Origin of the sequence: Sphingomonas arvum, from assembly GCF_026013565.1 — a bacterium.
In the GTDB taxonomy this organism is placed as follows: domain Bacteria; phylum Pseudomonadota; class Alphaproteobacteria; order Sphingomonadales; family Sphingomonadaceae; genus Sphingomicrobium; species Sphingomicrobium arvum.
On sequence record NZ_JAPDOB010000002.1, the window covers coordinates 265,449 to 285,163 of the forward strand.

Consider the following 19,715-nt stretch of genomic DNA (forward strand, 5'->3'; position numbering starts at 1 on the left):
TGGGTGACGCCGCCGCGCAGTTGGAAATGGTCCATGCCTCAGAAGCCGCCCAGGAAAGTGGCCACGTTATCGCCGAGCGCGTGGACGGCATAACCGCCTTCCATGACGATCAGCGTCGGCAGCCCGATTGCGGCGATGCGACGGGCGAGGCGGGCGTAGTCGGGTGTATCCAGCGCGAAGTGGCTGATCGGGTCTCCGACATAGGTGTCGGCCCCGAAGCTGATGACCAGCAGTTCGGGCGAGCCCTCCGCCAGCCAGCCGAGCGCGCGGACGAGTGCGGCGTCGTAGGCGTCGAAAGCGGTGCCGCGCGGCAGGGGTAGGTTGAGGAAGTTTCCGCCGCTCTCGTCCGCATGCCCCCAGTAGAACGGATAATCAGTTGCAGGATCCGCGTGGAGCGAGGCGAAGCGGATGCCCTCACGGCCGGCCAGCATGTCCTGCGTGCCGTTGCCATGGTGATAGTCGATGTCGAGCACGGCCACGCGCTTGCCCGCTGCAACCGCACAGATGGCGGCATTGTTGAGGTAGCTGTAGCCGCCGCAATAGTCCGCCCCAGCATGATGACCGGGCGGGCGGCAGAAGGCGAAGGCATGGTCTCCGCCGCGCACGGCCCCGAGCGCGGCGAGTGCGGTCTGCGCACCCCAGTAGGCTGCTTCCCAGCTCGCCGGACCGATCGGGGTAGTGGTGTCATACGCGTAGCGGCCGAGCTCCGCGTCGATCCGGCCGAGGCGGAGCGGCCGGCGCCCGACCACGGGAAAGGCATAGGGCAGTGCCTCGCCTGTGCGGCCCGCCGCTAGCCAGTCGCGGTGCGCACGCTGGAGAAAGTCGAGGTAGCCTGTATCGTGCACCGCCAAGAGTGGCGCCATGCCATGATCGGCCGGCGCCTCGGTGCGGCCGATCGCGGCAAGGATGCTGTCGACCCGCCCATCGTGCTCGGCTGCGGGGTGTAGCGCTCCGTTGAAGAACTCGACGGCCGGCGCGTGGGCACGCTGCCGTTCGTCCCAGAAGCAGCGCATCAGCGGACCCTGAGGTCAGAGGGCAGGGTCGGCTCCGACAGCAGCTGTTCCATTCGTTGCCAGCGGGCTGCGTTTCCGTCCTCGCGCTCGACATCTGCGGCGATCATGTCGCGGCCCAGACCGTAATTGATGACGTAGCTGCGGTATTGCTTGGTGAACGAGATCGACTGGCGGGCGCGGGCCCCGCTCACCAGCTGATACTTCCGGGTGAGGCGGATCGCCTCGTCGTCGCCGATGTCGCCATCCAGCAGCATCTGCGCCAGGGTAATGCGCGCGCCGGCAAGCTCGCGCATGGCGTCCAGCAGGGCGTCGTAGCGAGCGGCGTCAGCGGTGCTCAAACCAGCCTGCGGATAGAGCACTGCGGTCTCGTAGCGGAGCTTGCGGGCGGCCGGAAAGGCGAGGTCGATGCCGTAGTTGGCCGAGCCCTCCGCGATCAGCGACTGCGGTGAGAACAGCGGATAGACGCTGAACTCGGTCCAGCCGCGGCCACGGACGAGCTTCTCCTCGAGCAGGGTGTTGAGGACGTGGTGGCCGGGATAGCCCTCGTGGCAGCCGAGGTCGATCGCTCGGCTGATGCGGATCGGCAGGTCGGTGTTGACCTCAATGCGGCTGTGATAGCCGCCCTGGTAGTAATTGTAGCCCGACCAGCTCTTGCCGGTCACGAAGCTGAGATCGAACCGCTCGGTCGGTGGTAGGGCGATATGCTCGATGGTCGCTTGGCGGCAGCCGGCGATGGCGCTGTCGAACACGGCCTTGAGCCGGTCCGCAGGGATAACAAAGCGATCCTGAAAAGCGTCCACGCGGGTGGCGAGGTCGCCAAGGCCGGGAACCAACCGCTCGATGCGGGCGAGGACAGGGTCGTAGGCGGATAGCGGCTTAAGCTGCGGAGTGACGCCGAACAGGCCGCGGGCCTCGTCGACGAAGCGCAGCTTCTCGCCCCGCAGCATGCGCAGGCGGGTCTGGGCGGCGGTAAGCTGGGCGAGCAGGAAGGCGGCGCGGCGCGGTTCCTCCGCGCGGTGGCCATAGACCCGCGCTTCAAGCGCGTCGGCCTGGCCGGACAGATCGGTCAGGGACGAGCGGGCGGCCAGCGCCTTGGCCTCGGCCCGGAGCTCCCCGGGGCCATAATAGGCATCGATGTAGCCGTCCTCCTTCTCGCCAATCGCGAGCTGGAGCCGGACATAGTCGCGCGCGGCGCGGTCAAGATGGTCGGGCGAGGTGGGGGTCACGCAGCTGGCGAGCAGGAGCGCGATCAGGGCGGTGATCAGCGATCGCGGCATACGGTTGGGTCCTCGTCTGCGTCCTCCCCAAACACCTCTTCGGCCTCCTCTCGCTCGAGGTCGGTTTCACTGATCGGTCGGGTGAGTACCAGCACGGTGTAGCCGATCAGCCCGGCGAGCAGCGAGCCCGCAAGCGTGCCGATCTTGGCCTCGTCGACCAGGATCTGATCTGCGAACGCCAGCTCGCCAATGAACAGGCTCATGGTGAAGCCGATCCCGCACAGCAGCGCTGCGCCATAGATGTGCAGCCACCTGAGGTGCTCCGGCTTGCGCGCGAGGCCGCTGACATGGGCCAGCCAGACGGCGCCGAACACGCCGATCTGCTTGCCGAGAAACAGGCCGAGCGCGATGCCTATGGGAAGCGGCATGACGAGCTCGGACAGGCTGGTGATGGTCACGCCGGCACTCGTGAAGCCGAACAGGGGCACGATCCCGAACATGACCCAGGGATGGATGCGGTGTTCCAGCAGCTTCAGCGGCGAGCGCGGCTCGCCCTTGCCGAGCGGAATGGCCAGGGCGGCAAGGACACCGGCGATGGTGGCGTGAATGCCGGACTGGAACACCGCGAACCACAGCAGCGGAAAGGCTAGGAGGTAGGGCCACAGCCGGCGCACGCCGAACATGTTGAGCGCCGCCATGCCGGCCAGAATCACGGCGCTTGCCGCCAGGGCGGTGACGTTGAGGTCGGCGGTATAGAACAGGGCGATGATGGCGACCGCGCCGATGTCGTCGATGATCGCGATGGTGACCAGCAGCACCTTGATCGAGGCGGGAGCACGCCGCCCGATCAAGGCCAGCACGCCAAGAGCGAAGGCGATATCCGTAGCCGCGGGAATGGCCCAGCCGCTGCGCAGGACGGGGTCGAAGCCGGTAGCAACCTTGTAGACCAAGGCCGGCACCGCCATGCCGGCCGCTGCCGCGATCATCGGCAGGCGGCGGGCTTCCGGACTGGCCAGCTGGCCGTCGTACCATTCCCGCTTAACCTCCAGCCCGACCAGCAGGAAGAACACGGCCATCAGCGCATCTGCTACCCAGTAGTGAACCGTCAGGGGGCCCAGCGGGGCGTGCAGCAGATCGTGGTAGAAGTGAGCAAAGGGCGAGTTGGCGACAAGCAGCGCGGCGGCTGCCGCCGCCATCAGCAGCAGGCCGGCGTTTCGTTCTCCGGACGAGGCGTTGGCGGCGGACATGGCGCCGCCATGCCGACCAGCTTCAACTCACGCAAGCGAAGGTGAAATCAGGCGTCGGCGCCCGCGCCGATCTCCACCTCCAGGTTCATCTCGGCGTCAAGCAGCTTGGAGACCGGGCAGTTCTTCTTGGCTTCCTCGGCGAGCGAGCGGAGCTTCGCCTCGTCGATGCCGGGCACGCTGGCGCGCAGGGTAAGGTCGGAACGACTGATCTTGAAGCCAGCGCCGTCCTGATCGAGCTTGACCCTGGCCTCCGTCTCCAGCGTGCCGTCCTCGACGCCGGCGCCGGCCAGGGCGAAGCTCAGCGCCATGGTAAAGCAGCCGGCGTGAGCGGCCGCGATCAGTTCCTCGGGGTTGGTGCCGGGCCCGTCCTCGAACCGGCTGTTGAAGCCGTAGCGCTGGTCCTGCAGCACGCCGGACTGGGTGGAGATCCAGCCCTTGCCGGTCTTGCCGGTGCCTTCGTAGCGCGCGCGGGCGGTGCGGGTGACCATCATCTTCTCTCCCTCGGGGTTCGAGGAGACAACACGGTCACCCGCGCCCGGTTGCGCCATTTACCGCAACGAGGGGCTGTCCAGCTTGAGGTCGGCGAGCGGGATCACGGTGACGTCGCCGAAGCGCTTGCGCAGGTCGTCGGTGAACAGCTTGGCATCGCCGACGATCACGGTGGTGGCGCCCTGGTCGGTGAGTAGGCCGCGCGCTGCCTCGCTGGCCTGGGCCGGAGTGATCGCGCGGACGCTGCTCATGAAGCGACCGATCTCGGACGGGTCGACGCCGGACTGCACGTAGGTCGCGACGATCCCGCCGAGGCCTTCCACTGTCTCCAGCTGCCGGCCGAATCCGCCCGCGATGTTGGCCTGGCGAGTGCCCATTTCCGCAGCCGGGATCGGCTCGGTCCCGAGCCGGCGCATTTCGGCGAGGATCAGGCCGAGCACCTCGGCGGCGGACTGGTTCTTGGTCTGCACCGCGGCGGTGATGTCGCCGGTCTGGCGCGCCGCGCTGAGACCGCTGGACGCGCCATAGGACAGGCCGCGCTTGATCCGGATCTCCCGATTGAGGCGCGAGCTGTAGCCCCCGCCGAGCACGGCATTGGCGACCAGGGTCGAATAGTAGCGCGGGTCGGAGCGGGCGATGGTCTCGCGGGTGACGGCAACGGCGGCCTGGGCCGAGCCGGGCATGTCGACCACTACGATCTTGCCACGCAGGGGAGCGGTGCCGGTCAGGCTGGGCGTAACCGGCGGCGGCGTCGGGCCGCCGGCAACCTGCCACTCGCGGAACGCAGTCTCAGCCAGCTGCCGCGCGCGGTTGGGCGTGATGTCGCCCGCCAGCACCAGAACGCTGCGGTCAGGCCGCAGCGCGCTGCTGGCGGCCGCGACCACGGCGGTGCGATCAATGACCTTCAACGATTCCGGTGTCCCGGTGGCGGGACTGCCGTACGGATGCGTTCCGAACAGCGCGCGGTCGGCGGCGAGCCGCGATAATGGGCCGGGGCTCTGCAGCGCGACGGTAGTCTCGTCGATCGCCTGGCCGCGGGCGCGTTCCAGTTCCTCGGCCGAGAAGGTGCTGTTGACGGCGGCGTCGGCCATGATCGCCAGCGCCGCGGACAGCTGCGGCGTCGGCACGGTCACGTCCAGCGTCATGCCCTCGGTGCCGGCGGCGGAGCCGAGCTGGCCGCCCAAGGCCTCGACCGCGGCGGCGATCTGGGTCGCGCTGCGGGTCTTGGTGCCTTTGGTCAGCAGGGTGGCGGCAAGGTTGTGCAGGCCGGCCTGGTTCGCGGGATCGGACGCGGCGCCCTCGGTGGAGAGCAGGGTGGCGCTGACCAGCGGCAGGTTAGAGCGCGGCACGGTGATTACCGTCAGGCCGTTGGCAAGCCGGGCGGTGACCGGCTGCGGCACGGCGACGTCCACCGGAGCGGCCGGCGCAGGCGGCTGCACCCGCTCGGCCGCGCTCGCCTCCTGCACCAATTTGATGCCCTTGGGGGCGGCCAGCGGAGTGGTGACGACCGTCGGCGCAAGCGCGATCTTGTCGCCGCCACTGACCGTCGTGCCCTTCGGCGCGGGCAGGTAGCGGATGGTCACGGCACGGTTAGCGTCCAGGTATTTGGCGGCGACGCGCTGCACGTCGGCGGCGCTGACCCGGGCGATGGCGGCGAGCCGTTCGTCGGCGGCGCGGGGATCGTTGTCGATCAGCACGCCGCGAGCCAGGGCCACCGCCTTGCCGTCGACCGTCTCGCGCTCCTTCAGGGCCGCGGTGGTGAGCTCGTTGCGGGCCTCGGTCAGCTCGGCGGCCGTGACCGGTTCGCGGGCCAGCCGGGCCAGCTCACGGCGGAGGACGGCTTCGACCTCCGCCACCGTCTTGCCGCCGGCCAGGATGGCGTAGGGCGCGAACAGGCCGGTGGACTGCTTCTCCTCGGCATAGATGTCGGCATCGGTGGCGAGCCGGGTGCGGATCAGCGCCTCGTCCAGGCGGCTGCTGTCGCCGCTGGCGAGAATGGTCTGGAGCACCTCTAGCGGCGCGCTGTCGGGCGAGCGGGAAGGTGGCACGAGGAAGCTCATCACCACGGCGGGCAACGGGGTGTTCGGCTCGGTCACGGTGTAGGTGCGCGCGGCCGTGCGGGCCGGCTCGGCGGCCGTCACGCGCGGGATGCGGGTGGCGGGGCGCTTGATCGGCGCAAAATAGCTGTCGACCCAGCCGTTCAGCTGCGCCGGATCGAAGTTGCCGCTGACCACCAGCACGGCATTGTCAGGCCGGTAGTAAGTGGCGTGGAACGCGCGCACGTCGTCGATGGTGGCGGCGTCCAGCTCCTCGATGCTGCCGATGCCCGGGCGGGCGTAAGGATGGCGCTGATAGCTGACCATGGGGACATAGTGGCTGAACAGCCGGCCATAGGGGCGGGCGAGGCCGGTGCGCAGTTCCTCCTTCACTACGTCGCGTTCGGGCAGGAAGTTGGCGTTGTCGACGACCAGGCTGCCCATCCGCTCGGCCTCGGCCCACAGCAGCCGCTGCAGGTGATTGGCGGGGACGGTCTCATAGTAGTTGGTGAAGTCGTCCCAGGTGCTGGCGTTGTTGAAGCCGCCGACGTCCTCGGTCAGCCGGTCGACCGTCTCGGCCGGCATATTGCGGGTCGCCTTGAACATCAGGTGCTCGAACAGGTGGGCGAAGCCGGAACGGCCGCGCGGATCGTCCTTGGAGCCGACGTCGTACCAGACCTGCACCGACACGTTCGGGCTGCTCGTGTCGCGCATGGCGTAGACCTTGAGCCCATTAGGCAGGGTGCGCTCGGTATAGGCGAGCGGCGGGATGGCGCTGGTCGCGGCGGGCTGGGCGAGGGTCGCGGACAGCGGGGTGGCGGCGAGCAGGGCGGCAAGAAGCAGGCGGGTCGGACGGGGCACTGGCAACTCCGGGTTGAGCGTTGTCGGGAGTGGTGCGGAGGGCAGGGCAGGACGTCAAGCGCGCGTTCGACGGGCGGACGAGTTGCGGTCCGCGACGGACCCGAAGCGGCAACGGCTCGTTGACTTGGCTTATGGCTCCCGACCCCCAGAGTATCGGCCGCGAGTTTTCGCAGTGGCTTGGGCAGACCAGCGGTGCCCCGCTGATCCTGGGCCACTTCGATGCGGATGGGCTGGCGGCGCTGGCGATACTCAAGCGCAGCCTGCCGGGTGCCGACATGCGGCTGGTCGGCAAGGGCGAGAACCCGTGGGACCCCGACGTGCAGGCAGAGCTGGTCGAACGGGCGCCGGCGGCGCTGATCGCTACTGACCTGGGCGTACGCGAGGGCGACATCGTGGCGGGCGTGCCGACCTGCCTGATCGACCATCATGTGCCGACCGGCACGCCGGGCGCCGCGACGGTGATCAGCGGCAACGGGCTGGAACCGGAGCCGACGTCGGCCCTGCTAGCCTGGTGGGCGGCCGGGGCGGACGACAAGCTGCTGTGGTTGGCGGCAATCGGCCTGATCGGCGACATGGCCGAGGACAAAGGCTTCACCGAGATGGCGGAGGCGCAAGGGCGCTATGGCAAGACCGCGCTGAGAAATGCGGTTAGCCTGATCAACGCGCCGCGGCGCACGGCGAGCGCGGACGCGACGCCAGCGCTGGAATTGCTGCTCAAGTGCGACAGTCCCAAGGAGCTGCTGTCCGGCGAGCATCCGGAGACGGCCGAACTGGTCGCCGCCAAGGAAGAGGTGAAGGCGGAGATGGACGTCGCCAAGCGGGTCGCGCCCAAGGTGCGCGGCGACGTGGCGCTGATCCCGCTCGACAGCGCGTGCCAGATCCACCCGCTGATTGCCCAGCAATGGCGGGTCCGGCTCAAGGACAAGGTCGTGATCGCGGCCAACAAGGCTTATCGACCCGGCTGGGTGCACTTCGCCGCACGGACCGGGGCTGAGCACGACCTGATCCGCTTCTTTGCCGAGCGCCGGCCGGAGGGTGCGGGCAGCGAATATGGCAGCGGCCACAAGGCGGCGAGCGGGGGCGCGCTGCGCATCCCCGAATGGAACCGCTTCGTCGCCGAACTGGGTTTCCCCGAGGAGCAGATCGCATGAATGCCGACCCGAACCGCCCCCTTCGCCTGGGCTTTCCCGTCAAGGTGATGGGCGTGCCGGGGCTGAAATCCGGCGACACTCGGCGATGGCAGAAAAACCCGCACCTCAAGTGCAGCCTGGAGCTGCTCGACCAGGTGCTCGATTATCTCAAGAAGGTCGAGATCAACATGTACCGGCTGAGTTCGGACATCGCGCCTTACGCGACTCACCCGGACATGCCGCAGTTCCACAACATGGTGGCGGAAAGCGACGCGGAGCTGGCGGCGTTCGGGCGCAAGGCGCGCGACCTGGACATCCGCCTGAGCTTTCACCCGTCGCAATATGTGCTGCTCAACAGCCCCGATCCGGAGCTGACGAGCAAGTCGATCTGGGACCTGTCGAGTCAGGCCGAGATGCTGGACCGCATGGGCTGCGGGCCCGAGGCGGTGCTGGTGACGCATGTCGGCGGAGTCTACGACGACCGCGAGGCGGCGCGGGCGCGCTGGATCGACGGGTGGAACCAGTGCCCGGAGCATGTCCAGCGCCGGCTGGTGCTGGAGAATGACGACATCCGCTTCTCCGCCGCCGACGTGCTGTGGATCCAGCAGCGGACGGGCGTGCGCTGCGTGTTCGACTACCAGCACTTCTGGTGCCTGAACCCGGAGCGGCTGGATATGCGCGAGACGCTGGAGAAGTTCCTGGCGACCTGGGGCGACAGCGCCCGGCCCAAGCTTCATTTCTCCTCGCCGCGGACGGAGATGCGGGAGGTGAAGCGCAAGATCACCGCCAAGCAGCGCGACGCGGCCAAGGCCGGCAAGGCAAGCAAGGCGAAAGGTCTGACCAAGGCGCCGATCAAGGCGACGGCGCGGATCAAGACGGTGCTGCTTCCGCCGATCTGGACCGGGCACAGCGATTTTACCAATCCGTTCGAGTTCGCGACCTTCATGCGCATGGCCGAGGGCCTGGAGTTCGACGTAATGATGGAGGGCAAGTCCAAGGACGTGTCGATCATTAAGCTGAGGCCTGACCTGCTGCGGTTCGCGCCCGACGTGGCGGCGCGGTTCGGGATCACGGCGGCCGACGCAGAGGAATTGGCGGCCGAGGAGCGGGCGCTTGAGCAGGGGGTTGCGGCCGAGGACGAGGCGGACGTCGACGAGGGTGCGCCTATTCCGGAGCTTGAGGAGGCTGCGGCATAAGGCGAGAGGTTCAGGCTTGACGCGGCGCACCGCTCGGCCGAGCCTTCGGAGATGACAAAGACCACCCTCACGCTGCTGGACGGCCTCTATTTTGGTGAGGGACCGCGCTGGCACGAGGGCCGACTGTGGTTCAGCGACTTTCACGCCCACCGCGTCTGCTCGGTCTCGCTGACCGGTGACCTGCGAGTCGAGCTGGAGCTGGACGACCAGCCGTCGGGTTTGGGCTGGATGCCGGACGGTTCGTTGCTGGTGGTGTCGATGCGCAAGCGGCAGCTGCTGCGGCGCGGTGCCGACGGGCAGGTCCGGCTCCATGCCGACCTGTCAGGTGTCCACGCCATGCTGAGCAACGACATGGTCGTGGATGGCCATGGGCGGGCCTATGTCGGCAATTTCGGGTTCGACCTCCATGGCGAGATCCGCCGTCGGGGCGACATGGCGGTGTTCGCCGATCATCCGACGGCCGCGATCGCGCTGGTTCAGCCGAACGGGACGGTCGAGGTCGCGGCCGACGGGCTGCACTTCCCCAACGGCAGCGTGATCACGCCCGATGGGCGAACCCTTATCGTCGGCGAGACCATGGCCGGACTGCTCACCGCGTTCGACATTGGCGCGGACGGGCGGCTTTCCAATCGGCGGGTGTGGGCGCAGACGGTAACGGACCTGGAGCGGCCGCGCATTCCGGACGGCATCTGCCTGGATGCGGCCGGCGCGGTGTGGATCGCCAATCCGACCGCGCCGGAGTGCGTGCGCGTCGGCGACGGAGGCGCGGTTCTGGACGTGGTTGAGTTCAGCCAGAATTGCTTCGCGTGCATGCTTGGCGGCGAGGACGGCCGGACGCTGTTCGCGATGACCGCGCCGACCTCCGACTTCGAGCGCGCGGGAGCGGCGCCGAATGGCCGGATCGAGTTGGCCGAGGTCAGCAACCCACATGCTGGAAGGCCCTGAGCGCAAAGGGAAAAGCTTGCCATTTTGCCCGTTCGAGCCAACCTTGCCGATGCCATGACCGACCAGCCGCCACCACGCACCTGGAGCGAGGGTGAAACCCACCTCCGCTCCATCCTCGCAACCGTGCCCGACGCGATGGTCGTGATCGACGAGCGTGGCCGGATCATGTCGTTCAGCGCGGCTGCCGAGAAGATGTTCGGCTTCACGGAGGCCGAGGTGATGGGCGAGAACGTCAGCCTGCTCATGCCCTCGCCCGATCGTGAGCGGCACGACCAGTATATGGGCAATTACCTCGGCACGGGTCGGCGGAAGATCATCGGCATCGGCCGGGTGCTGACCGCGCGGCACCGTGATGGTTATACCTTCCCGATCGAGCTGTCGGTAGGCGAAGCGCGGGTCGGGGACCAGCGTATCTTCACCGGATTCATCCGCGATTTGACGGAGCGCCAGCATGCCGAGACGCGGCTGCAGGACCTGCAGTCGGAGCTGGCGCACGTGGGCCGGGTCAGCGAGGTGGGCACGCTCGCCTCGGCGCTGGCCCACGAATTGAACCAGCCGCTCACCGCGATAGCCAACTACTGCGAAGGCGCGCGCGACCTGCTGCAAGGCGAGCCTGACGCCGACACGCTGGCGATGGCTCGCGAGGCGCTGGACGAGGCGGCGCAGCAATCGGTCCGCGCCGGGCAGATCGTTCGCCGGCTGCGCGACTTCATCACCTATGGGCAGACGGAACGGAAGGTCGAGCTGCTGCCCCGGCTGATCGCGGAGGCCAATGCCCTCGGGCTGGTCGGATCGCGCGAATATGGCGTCGAAGTGGACGTGGAACTGGAGGCGGGCGCTGACCGGGTGCTGGTCGACCGCATCCAGATCCAGCAGGTACTTCTGAACCTCATCCGCAACGCCATCGATGCCATGATCGACCGGCCAGTACGGCAGCTGACCATCGCCGCCGCGCCTGACCTTGGAGGCTTCATCCGGGTCAGCGTGGCCGACACCGGCAAGGGCATAGGGCCGGAAATGGCGGCGCAGCTGTTCCAGCCTTTCGTCACCTCCAAGGAGCACGGGATGGGTATCGGCCTGTCGATCTGCCGCACGATCATCGAGGCGCACGGCGGGCGCATCTGGTTCGAGCCTACCCCGTCGGGCGGCACCACCTTTCTGTTCACCATCCCCGATGCTGGAGCCCTGCATGAATGACGCCGCGCTTGTTCACCTGGTCGACGACGACGAGGCGATCCGACGGTCCGCGTCCTTCATGCTCAAGACCTCCGGCTTTCGCGTGCTGTCGTATGAATCCGGAGTCGATCTGCTCAAAACCGTGCGGGCCTTGGAACCGGGCACCATCCTGCTCGACATCCGCATGCCGCAGATGGACGGGCTGGAGGTCCAGCGCGCGTTGCAGGAGCAGGGCTGCAAGCTGCCGGTGGTGATCATGACGGGGCACGGCGACGTGACGGTAGCGGTGCAGGCGATGAAGGCCGGCGCAGTCGACTTCATCGAGAAGCCGTTCGACAAGCAGACGCTGCTCGGTTCACTGGAGGCCGCGAACGAGCGGCTCAGCAACAGCCGGGCGCAGTCGAGCCGCTTGGGCGATGCGCAGGTGCGGTTGAACGCGCTGACGCCGCGCGAGCGCGACGTGCTGCTCGGGCTGGTCAAGGGCCTGCCCAACAAGACCATCGCCTACGATCTCGGAATCAGTCCGCGGACGGTGGAGATCCACCGGGCGAACCTGATGGACAAGCTGGAGGTGCGGTCGCTGAGCGAAGCGCTGCGGATCGCCTTCGCCGCCGGGCTGGGCGACGAAGAGGCAGCCGCCTGAGCGCTTAGCGTGCGGCGCGCAACTCCGCGACGCGGAAGGGCAGCAAGCGGCCGCCGCGTTCGAGTATGGTCAGGATCGTGCCCTCGTTGAACGGCCGCGCGTCAAACTCGGAGAACGCCTCGCCGGCGGCACCCTGGCGGGCGATGAAGGCGAGCTTACCGTCGCGGCGGACGGCGTGACCGCTGAGGTCGGGCTCGCTCGGCCACAGGCGGCGGACGGTTGCCTGCTCGGGCGTACGGTCCAGCGTGGCGACGTCGATCGCGCCCTCGGCGGTTAGCGGTAGCCGCAGCAGGTAGGCGCGGCTGGCCGAGCCGTTGGGAAACTCGCGCGTCTGTCCAAGCTCAAGTCGGATGGACTTCCAGTTCATGGTTGACGCTCTGCCCCTTGGCGTCCTCGCCGGGAATACGGACTATTACGGAAACAGCAGCGCGCCCGGATTGGGGCCGATCAGGACCGGGTGCATGGCGAGCAGGAGCGCGTAGAGCGCAGTGCCGCCGCCGAAGGTCGCCAGCAGCTGGCGGGCGGTCCAACGACGGCCGGTCGGCAACAGCCGGGCGTAGCCGGGACCGAGCTGACGGTGCTTGCGGCGGTCAAGCAGCGCCATGCCGCCAAGCGAGAAGAGCAGGAATACGCCGAATAGGATCAGCGCGGCCAGATGACCATTGGCGATGAGGTGCACGCCGGCCCAAGCGGCAAAGCCCCATAGCACGGGATGGCGCACAAGGCCGACCAATCCGGGTCGCGCAGGGTCGAACTGAGCGGTGTTAAGCGTGACGCTGAACGGATTGGCGGTCGTCAGCCCACCGGTGAGCAGCCAGCAGGCGGGCAGCATGACGGCGAGCGCCACGTGCCAGCTCCACAGTCCCGATGACCACAAAGGGATTATCGGCGCACGAACGGCGGCGCTGATCAGCCAGACCAGGAGCACGATTGACAGCAGACCGTAGCCGATGAGGTAGTTGGCGTGCCCGAACCGATCGACCAGCCGCTGGCGGACTCTGGGGCGCGCGGGGATGCTGTGAGAAGCCAAGAAGACCAACAGGGCGAGCAGGAGTTCGGTCATCGGCTGGCGTCGCGGCGCGGCCTATCGTTTGCGGGAACGGACGTGTCGCGCCGCAGTTGACTGCCCGTCACCCGATTGCAAGAGGCGAGACCCACGAAGCTTGCCCTCAGCTTCATCAACACAGGACCGCACATGCTTTCTTATCTCCTGGCGCTCGCCCTCGCCGCGGGGCAGACGCCGTCGAACGGCGCGCTCGGGCTTTGGAAGACCGAGACCAAGAACGGAGTGGTCGAGATCACCCGTTGCGGCGCGTCGATCTGCGGCCGGCTGGTGACGTCCGACCACATCCGTACCAACCCGGCTCTCAAGGACGTCAACAACAGCAATCCGGCGCTCCGCAATCGTCAGCTCAAGGGCCTGCTGATCCTTAGCGGCTTCTCGGCCGACGGCGCGACGTGGAACGGCGGGAAAATCTACAATGCCGACGATGGCAAGACCTACAGCGCCCGCCTGACCCCCGCGGGCAACAACCAGCTCAAGGTGCGCGGCTGCGTCTTCGTGCCGCTGTGCAAGACCCAGACCTGGACCCGCATCCGTTAGTCTCCTTACCGAAAGATTGTTTCCCATGTTGAAGCGTACTTCCGCGGTCCTGACCGCGAGTCTCGCGGTGTCTTTCGGCGCCGCTACCCCCGCCTTCGCCCAGGCCTTCTACCTCCAGGAGCAGTCAGTGCGTGGCGCCGGCCGCGTGTTCTCGGGAGAGGTGGCCGACACCGGTTCGCAGTCGCTGTGGTGGAACCCGGCCGCGATCGGCGGGGCGACCGATGGAAGCGCCGCGCTCGGCGCGTCCGGGATCATCCCGCATGGCAAGGTGGTGAACACCGGCACCGTGATCGTCCGTCCGGGCCAGGCCCCGGCGCCGGTCACCGGCGAGGACGCCAAGAACCCGATCACCAAGGGCCTGCTGCCGTCGGGGTCGATCGCCTATCCGCTGACCGACCGGGTGTCGGTCGGCCTGGCGGTGACCTCGCCGTTCAGCTTCACCACCGACTATGACGCGAACAGCTGGACCCGCTACAGCGCAGACAAGACGGCGCTCAGGACCATCGACATCCAGCCGTCGATCGGCGTGGCCGCAACCGACTGGCTGCGGGTCGGCGTGGCGCTCAACGTCGAGAACAGCAAGGCGACGCTGAGCAACGCGCTGCCCAACCTGTCGCCGCTGCTGCCGGACGGCAGCCAGAAGTTGAAGGGCAGCGGGTGGGACCTGGGCTGGAGCGCCGGCCTGCAGCTGCACAATGCGGTCGGATCGCTGGGCATCGCCTACAAGTCGTCGATCCGCCACAAGCTGAAAGGCGATCTGGAGGTGGCCGGGCTGCTGGGCCCGCTGGCGACTTCGAACCTCACCCTCAACGACGTCACAGCAACGTTCCGCACGCCGAACCAGGTGATCGTCGGCGGCCGGTTCAAGGCGACCGACCAGCTGACGCTGAACGCGCAATATGTGCACTTCGGTTGGAGTAAGTTCGACGCCATCCGGCTGGGCGCCCCGGTCAACCAGGCGTTGCCGGAGAACTACCGCAACAGCTGGAGCCTGGCGGGCGGCCTGGATTATGCCGTGTCGCCGGACCTCACGCTGCGTGCGGGCGTGCAGCGGGCGACCACCCCGACCCGCAACGGCGAGCGCGACGCCAGGGTGCCGGACAGCAACCGCTGGAACGTCGGCGTGGGCGGCTCGCTGAACGTCACCCCGGCCTTCACGATCGACGCTGCCGCCAACTATGTCGATTTCGCCAACGCGGCGATTGAGCGGCCAACGGCGGCGTTCGTGGGCACCCCGGCGCAGACCGTGATCCTGACCTCCGGCGAGCTGCGCAACGCGCGGGCGCTGGTGCTTTCGCTAGGCGGGGCCGTGCGCTTCTGAGCCGATAATCCGGTCCGTCCCGCCACTCACGGCGCGACGGACCGGATCACTCGACCGCCCGAAGGGCCGGGCGCGATCCGGCGGCGGGAGTCATGAGCTCGGCAATGCGGGCCGCGACCTCGGCCTGGCGGAATGGCTTGGTCAACAACGGCAGCGATGCCATTTCGTCACCAGCGAGGTTGGCGTAGCCGGTGGCGAGAAGCATGGGCAGTTGCGGCCGCTCACGCCGGATCTCCGCCGCCAGTTCCGTGCCCGTCATCCCGGGCATCAGATAATCGGTGATCACCAAGTCGGGCTCCGTGCCCGTGCGGAGCAGCTCCAGCGCCTGGCTGCCCGATCCAGCCTCGACCACCTGGTGGCCAAGGTCATGCAGGATCTCGGCGGTACCGAGGCGGACCAGTTCCTCGTCGTCGACCAGCAGGACGCACAGCGGCCGGGTGCGCGGGGTTGACGGGGTCGGACTCCCGGCTAGCCCGTCGGCCCGGGTCGAGGCCGCGGGCAACCAGATCTCGGCGCGGGTGCCCTGGCCGGGCTCGCTGTGCAGCAGCAGGGCGCCGCCGGACTGAGCGGCGAGGCCATGCACCATGGACAAGCCGAGGCCGGTGCCCTTGCCGATGCCCTTGGTTGAGTAGAAGGGCTCGATCGCGCGGGCGAGCGTGGCGGCGTCCATGCCCGTGCCGGTGTCGGAGACCTCCAATTTGACGTAGGAGCCATGGCGCAGCGCCGCGGGGTGGCCCGGCCCGACATGCTGCTCGCTGATCGCGATGGTCAGCGTGCCGCCGCCCGGCATGGCGTCCCGGGCGTTGACCGCCAGGTTCAGCAACGCAAGTTCGAGTTGGCCGGGATCGACGCGGGCGGCGACGATGTCGGGCTCGGCCCGGCACTCGATCGCCACCCGCGGACCGATCGAGCGGCGGATGAGGTCGCTCATGCCCTCGACCAGCATGGCCGTGTCGACGGCCCGCGGCTCGAGCACCTGCCGGCGGGCAAAGGCGAGCAGGCGCTGAACCAGCGTCTTGGCCCGATCAGCCGCCTGCAGCGCGCTGCTCAGCAGGCGCTGGCTGCGGTCGTCGCCCTCATGGCGGCGGCGCAGCAGGTCGAGGTTGCCGACGATGGGCGTGAGCAGGTTGTTGAAATCGTGAGCAACGCCCCCGGTCAGCTGACCGATGGTCTCCATCTTCTGGAGTTCACTGATCTGCGCGTGGGTCGCCTCCCGCTGGGCAATCGCCTCGACTACCCGCGACTCCAGCGTCTCGGCCAGGCGGCGTAGCTTCTCCTCGGCGGCCTGCTGCTCGGATACGTCGGTGTTGGTGCCAAGCCAGCGGACGATCTTGCCGGCCTCGTTACGGATCGGCTCGGCGCGCGTGAGGAACAGTCGGAATTCTCCGTCTGCACGGCGCAGCGGAAAGGTCATCTCGAACGGCTCACCGGTGGCAACGGACTGGGCCCAGCGCTCCTGCACCTGCAGGCGATGGCCTGGATCATGCACTCCGTCCAAGCCCCTAGCGGTCAGTTCTTCCAGGGACAAACCCGTGAACTCGCGCCAGCGCTGGTTAAACCAGGTGATCTGGCCGCCCGCGTCCGCGAGCCAGCACAGCTGCGGCATGGCATGCACCAGCGTTTCGAAGTTCGCCTCGCTATCGCGGAGCGCGGCCTGCGCACGGCGACGTTCCGATCGCTCGGCCGCTTCGGCAAGAGCGCGCTGAACCACGACCGGGAGCCGGTCGAGCCGCTGTTTCACGACGTAGTCGGTGGCGCCGCGCCGCATCGCCTCAACCGCAACGTCCTCGCCAAGGGTGCCCGAGACGAAGATGAACGGCACCAGCGGTGCTGCGCTGCGAGCGATCTCCAGCGCCGCCTCGCCATCGAAGGTGGGCAAGGCATGATCCGCCAGGATCAGGTCGTAGGCCTTGTCATGCAGCGCTGTGCTGAACCCGTCCGCGGTCCATACCCGGTCGATCTCGCATGGGCTTTCCAGCATGCCGAGGAACTCGCGCACGAGCTCCGCATCAAGGTCGCTGTCCTCCAAGTGGAGCACGCGCACGGTGCGGATTTCCGCAATCGGAGTAAGAATGTTCAAGCCGCTCGTTCGCTGCCAAGAGCCGCGTGCGGCGGCGGCTCGTTCAGGACGGCCCAGAACATGCCGAGGTCCTGGATTGCCTCGAAGAACTGCTCAAAACCGACCGGTTTCACGACAAAGGCGTTCACCCCCAGCTGGTAGCTGCGGACCAAGTCGCGCTCTTCCCGCGATGAAGTCAGCATGACAACGGGTGTGTGCCGCAGGCGGGGATCGTTCTTGATCTGCTCCAGCACCTCCAGGCCGTCGACCTTCGGCAGCTTGAGATCGAGCAGGACCACCGCCGGTTCGCTGGTGCTGCGGTCCTTGAACCGCCCACGGGCATGCAGGTAGTCGAGCGCCTCGGCGCCGTCGCGGGCGACGATCACCGCGTTCGCAAGCTGGCAGCGCTCGAGCGCGGCAATGGTGAGCTCGACGTCCTTGGGACTGTCTTCGACGAGCAGGATGGGCTTCAGGTCGGCCATTGATTCACTCCGTTCCACTGGGCAGGACGAAGCTGATCGTCGCGCCAACGTCCACCTGACCTTCTGCCCAGACCCGACCACCATGACGTTCGACGATGCGCCGCACGTTGGCGAGGCCAATACCCGTGCCTTCGAACTCCTCGACCCGGTGCAGTCGCTGAAAGACGCCGAATAGCTTGGACACGTAGGCGCCGTCAAAGCCGACGCCATTGTCCCGCACGAAATAGCTGTTCTCACCCTGGCCGGGCTCGCACCCGATCTCGATCACCGCCGCGTTACGGTCGCGCGTGAACTTAATGGCGTTGGAGATGAGGTTTTGCAGAACCAGGCGGATCATCGTCAGGTCGCCGCGCGCCGGAGCAAGTTCGCCGAGCTTCCATTCGATAGTTCGCGCGCCGATCTCCATGTCCAGCTTGCGGATGACCTCCGCCGTCAGTGCGTTCATGTCGACGGAGACCGGCAACATGCTGGCCCGCCCCATCTGTGAATAACTGAGCAGGTTGTCGACCAGGGTGCCGGCGGAGATGGCCGACTCGATGATCGTGTCGACATAACGGTGGCCCCGCTCGGTCAGCGTCGGACCTTCGTTGTTCTTCAAGAGCTGCGAATAACCGACGATGTGGCGGAACGGCGCGCGTAGATCGTGGCTGACCGAGTAGCTGAACGCCTCCAGCTCCTTGTTGATCGCGACCAGCCGCTCGGACAGTCCGGCCATCTCCTCCGCGCGGCGCAGCACGATGTCGACGATGGCGGTGCGCAGTTCGGTCGCGGCCTCGACTTCGGTCTCGTGCCAGGGAGCGGAGCGAAGGCTGACGGTTTCTTTCCATACCTCGAACGACGTGCGCGGATGCAGCTTAAGGCCGTCCGGCTCCACCTCGGCCCGCTTGCGCGGGTCGCCGCCCCAGCTCACCGTTCGGATCACCTCGGGCCGGAACCAGATGACGTAGCTGTCGTGGACCTGCGAGATGGCGATCGCCAGCAATCCGCTGGCATGATCCTTGAGCGCCTCGGCGCCCGGCATTGCAGCGGCCAGGTTGTCGGTCGTGAACACGTCGTCGTCATGGCGCTGCTCGGCAAGCCAGGAGATGATGCGGTCGACGGCCGCCGGCTCGGGGGTGTCGCCGATCAGGGCGGAGGTGCCACCGAACACCACGGCCGCGCCGGCCGCGTTGGTCAGGGCGAGCAGGTCCTCGCCATGTTTGATCAGGCCATCGAGGAAATGGTCCTCGGCCGCCATGTGGCCGAGCAGGCGGGCGCTGATGGTGCGGCGGGCGTGGCGCTGTTCTGCAATGCTGGCATGTTCCTTGGCGGCCAGCTGCAGCGAGAGAATCTGCCCGATGAAGTCACAGGCGGTGCGCACATGGTAGGGCACGCGGTGCGGCGCGGCGTTGTGGCACGAGATAAGCCCCCAGAGCCGACCGTCGCGCAACAGCGAGATCGACATGGAAGCATGGGTGCCCATGTTGCGCATATATTGCAGGTGCACGGGCGAGACGCTGCGCAGGACGGACAGGCTGAGGTTCACGGGCGCCCGGGAGGATGGGTCCAGCGCCGGCTCGATCGCGACTGGCACATAGTTGGCGTCGGCGATGAGGCGCAGGCGATTAAGCCGGTACAGCTCGCGGGCCTGGGCCGGAATGTCGGAGGCCGGGAATCGAAGGTCGAGGTAGGACGGCAGGGCTTCGTTGCGGTCCTCGGCGATCACCGTGCCGTTCCAATCCTCATCGAAGCGGTAGACGAGCGCTCGGTCGAGGCCCGTAATCCTCCGCACCTCCCGCGCGGCCATGTCGGCGAGCTGCTGCACGGACGACACCGCCTGCAGGCTGTCCAGAAACTCGCGGACATGCGGGTAGAGATCCTCGAACGAGCCGGGCTCGTCGGCAACCGTTTCCTCGAACTCAAGGATGATGCGCTCGGCCGAGCGGTGCGCAATGGCGTGGTAGGAGCGCCAGCCGCCATCGTGCGCGAAGCGGACGGTGCCGAGATGCGTCACCCCCGGCGCGAGGGTGGCGGCCTCGACCTGCTCGACGGCCGCGAACACGCTCGGCGGCAGCACGTCGGCCAGGGTGGCGCCGACCACGGAACCGGCGGAGCGCAGGATCGCGTCCGTACCGTTGGCGGCCTGGAGGATGCGCAGGGTTCCCGGCTCCAGCACCAGCAGTGCGCCATAGGGCTGGATGTTGCCCGGGATGTGGATCGGTTCGCGGTCGCAGGTGGTCAGGTCCAGCGAACCGCCGTTGCCGCTGGGCGCGCTGTCGAGAGCAGTCTGGGTCAAGGTTCCAATTCCATGAGGTCCG

Annotated in this window: 17 protein-coding genes; 7 read left to right on the forward strand and 10 right to left on the reverse strand. The window is 67.7% G+C overall.

Annotation, left to right across the window (positions count from 1 at the left end; all coding sequences use genetic code 11):
• Positions 1–38: 38 nt before the first annotated feature.
• From OMW55_RS08820 to OMW55_RS08840, 5 genes are read right to left on the reverse strand one after another with little or no spacing between them, the layout of a single operon-like run.
• A complete protein-coding gene (locus OMW55_RS08820; protein WP_264882478.1) occupies positions 39–1,013 on the reverse strand; it encodes a histone deacetylase family protein in 975 nt (324 codons plus the stop codon).
• Entirely contained in the window at positions 1,013–2,290 is a 1,278-nt protein-coding gene (locus OMW55_RS08825) for a hypothetical protein (protein ID WP_264882480.1), read from the reverse strand. Before OMW55_RS08825 ends, OMW55_RS08820 begins: the two co-directional genes overlap by 1 nt.
• Positions 2,275–3,477 carry a Na+/H+ antiporter NhaA gene (gene nhaA / locus OMW55_RS08830; RefSeq protein ID WP_264882481.1) on the reverse strand — a complete coding sequence of 401 codons (1,203 nt, stop codon included), beginning with the start codon at positions 3,475–3,477 and terminating at the stop codon, positions 2,275–2,277. The genes OMW55_RS08825 and nhaA overlap by 16 nt, the downstream gene beginning before the upstream one ends.
• Before the next feature lie 47 nt (positions 3,478–3,524).
• On the reverse strand, positions 3,525–3,965 hold the full coding sequence (locus tag OMW55_RS08835; RefSeq protein WP_264883972.1) for an OsmC family protein: 441 nt from the start codon (positions 3,963–3,965) through the stop codon (positions 3,525–3,527).
• 60 nt (positions 3,966–4,025) lie between these two features.
• Positions 4,026–6,863 carry a M16 family metallopeptidase gene (locus OMW55_RS08840; protein ID WP_264882482.1) on the reverse strand — a complete coding sequence of 946 codons (2,838 nt, stop codon included), beginning with the start codon at positions 6,861–6,863 and terminating at the stop codon, positions 4,026–4,028.
• Positions 6,864–6,994: 131 nt separating this feature from the next.
• Between OMW55_RS08840 and OMW55_RS08845 the strand changes: the two genes are divergently transcribed.
• Genes OMW55_RS08845 through OMW55_RS08865 form a run of 5 tightly spaced genes read left to right on the forward strand, consistent with a single transcriptional unit; the run spans position 6,995 to position 11,953 of the window.
• Entirely contained in the window at positions 6,995–8,014 is a 1,020-nt protein-coding gene (locus tag OMW55_RS08845) for a phosphoesterase (protein WP_264882483.1), read from the forward strand.
• Complete coding sequence (gene uvsE / locus OMW55_RS08850) at positions 8,011–9,189, forward strand: UV DNA damage repair endonuclease UvsE (protein WP_264882485.1); 1,179 nt, start codon at positions 8,011–8,013, stop codon at positions 9,187–9,189. Before OMW55_RS08845 ends, uvsE begins: the two co-directional genes overlap by 4 nt.
• A gap of 51 nt (positions 9,190–9,240) precedes the next feature.
• A complete protein-coding gene (locus OMW55_RS08855) occupies positions 9,241–10,134 on the forward strand; it encodes an SMP-30/gluconolactonase/LRE family protein (RefSeq protein ID WP_264882486.1) in 894 nt (297 codons plus the stop codon).
• A 54-nt stretch (positions 10,135–10,188) separates the two neighbouring features.
• Complete coding sequence (locus tag OMW55_RS08860) at positions 10,189–11,331, forward strand: sensor histidine kinase (RefSeq protein WP_319950665.1); 1,143 nt, start codon at positions 10,189–10,191, stop codon at positions 11,329–11,331.
• A complete protein-coding gene (locus OMW55_RS08865; protein ID WP_264882487.1) occupies positions 11,324–11,953 on the forward strand; it encodes a response regulator transcription factor in 630 nt (209 codons plus the stop codon). The genes OMW55_RS08860 and OMW55_RS08865 overlap by 8 nt, the downstream gene beginning before the upstream one ends.
• Before the next feature lie 4 nt (positions 11,954–11,957).
• Here the strand turns inward: OMW55_RS08865 and OMW55_RS08870 are convergent, their stop codons facing one another.
• Together OMW55_RS08870 and OMW55_RS08875 are read right to left on the reverse strand one after the other, a co-directional pair.
• Positions 11,958–12,320 (reverse strand): hypothetical protein, encoded by a 363-nt coding sequence (locus OMW55_RS08870; protein WP_264882488.1) that lies wholly within the window; start codon positions 12,318–12,320, stop codon positions 11,958–11,960.
• A 45-nt stretch (positions 12,321–12,365) separates the two neighbouring features.
• On the reverse strand, positions 12,366–13,016 hold the full coding sequence (locus OMW55_RS08875; protein WP_264882489.1) for an NnrU family protein: 651 nt from the start codon (positions 13,014–13,016) through the stop codon (positions 12,366–12,368).
• Between the two features lie 132 nt (positions 13,017–13,148).
• On the opposite strand from OMW55_RS08875, the gene OMW55_RS08880 reads away from it, so the two are divergent.
• Positions 13,149–13,556 carry a DUF2147 domain-containing protein gene (locus tag OMW55_RS08880; RefSeq protein WP_264882491.1) on the forward strand — a complete coding sequence of 136 codons (408 nt, stop codon included), beginning with the start codon at positions 13,149–13,151 and terminating at the stop codon, positions 13,554–13,556.
• A gap of 25 nt (positions 13,557–13,581) precedes the next feature.
• A complete protein-coding gene (locus tag OMW55_RS08885; protein WP_264882493.1) occupies positions 13,582–14,877 on the forward strand; it encodes an OmpP1/FadL family transporter in 1,296 nt (431 codons plus the stop codon).
• Positions 14,878–14,923: 46 nt separating this feature from the next.
• Here OMW55_RS08885 and OMW55_RS08890 read toward each other — a convergent pair whose 3' ends face one another.
• The 3 genes from OMW55_RS08890 to OMW55_RS08900 are packed head-to-tail and all read right to left on the reverse strand — an operon-like array spanning position 14,924 to position 19,693.
• Positions 14,924–16,957 (reverse strand): hybrid sensor histidine kinase/response regulator, encoded by a 2,034-nt coding sequence (locus tag OMW55_RS08890; protein ID WP_264882495.1) that lies wholly within the window; start codon positions 16,955–16,957, stop codon positions 14,924–14,926.
• Positions 16,954–17,418 carry a response regulator gene (locus OMW55_RS08895; RefSeq protein ID WP_264882496.1) on the reverse strand — a complete coding sequence of 155 codons (465 nt, stop codon included), beginning with the start codon at positions 17,416–17,418 and terminating at the stop codon, positions 16,954–16,956. The genes OMW55_RS08890 and OMW55_RS08895 overlap by 4 nt, the downstream gene beginning before the upstream one ends.
• Before the next feature lie 4 nt (positions 17,419–17,422).
• On the reverse strand, positions 17,423–19,693 hold the full coding sequence (locus OMW55_RS08900) for an ATP-binding protein (protein ID WP_264882498.1): 2,271 nt from the start codon (positions 19,691–19,693) through the stop codon (positions 17,423–17,425).
• Positions 19,694–19,715 lie beyond the last annotated feature (22 nt).

Coding starts and splice junctions, on each gene's coding strand:
- OMW55_RS08820 (WP_264882478.1), bottom strand. CDS start 1,013: ATGCGCTGCTTCTGGGACGAACGGCAGCGTGCCCACGCGCCGGCCGTC.
- OMW55_RS08835 (WP_264883972.1), bottom strand. CDS start 3,965: ATGGTCACCCGCACCGCCCGCGCGCGCTACGAAGGCACCGGCAAGACC.
- OMW55_RS08860 (WP_319950665.1), top strand. CDS start 10,189: ATGACCGACCAGCCGCCACCACGCACCTGGAGCGAGGGTGAAACCCAC.
- OMW55_RS08870 (WP_264882488.1), bottom strand. CDS start 12,320: ATGAACTGGAAGTCCATCCGACTTGAGCTTGGACAGACGCGCGAGTTT.
- OMW55_RS08885 (WP_264882493.1), top strand. CDS start 13,582: ATGTTGAAGCGTACTTCCGCGGTCCTGACCGCGAGTCTCGCGGTGTCT.
- nhaA (WP_264882481.1), bottom strand. CDS start 3,477: ATGTCCGCCGCCAACGCCTCGTCCGGAGAACGAAACGCCGGCCTGCTG.
- OMW55_RS08825 (WP_264882480.1), bottom strand. CDS start 2,290: ATGCCGCGATCGCTGATCACCGCCCTGATCGCGCTCCTGCTCGCCAGC.
- OMW55_RS08880 (WP_264882491.1), top strand. CDS start 13,149: ATGCTTTCTTATCTCCTGGCGCTCGCCCTCGCCGCGGGGCAGACGCCG.
- uvsE (WP_264882485.1), top strand. CDS start 8,011: ATGAATGCCGACCCGAACCGCCCCCTTCGCCTGGGCTTTCCCGTCAAG.
- OMW55_RS08875 (WP_264882489.1), bottom strand. CDS start 13,016: ATGACCGAACTCCTGCTCGCCCTGTTGGTCTTCTTGGCTTCTCACAGC.
- OMW55_RS08865 (WP_264882487.1), top strand. CDS start 11,324: ATGAATGACGCCGCGCTTGTTCACCTGGTCGACGACGACGAGGCGATC.
- OMW55_RS08845 (WP_264882483.1), top strand. CDS start 6,995: ATGGCTCCCGACCCCCAGAGTATCGGCCGCGAGTTTTCGCAGTGGCTT.
- OMW55_RS08855 (WP_264882486.1), top strand. CDS start 9,241: ATGACAAAGACCACCCTCACGCTGCTGGACGGCCTCTATTTTGGTGAG.
- OMW55_RS08895 (WP_264882496.1), bottom strand. CDS start 17,418: ATGGCCGACCTGAAGCCCATCCTGCTCGTCGAAGACAGTCCCAAGGAC.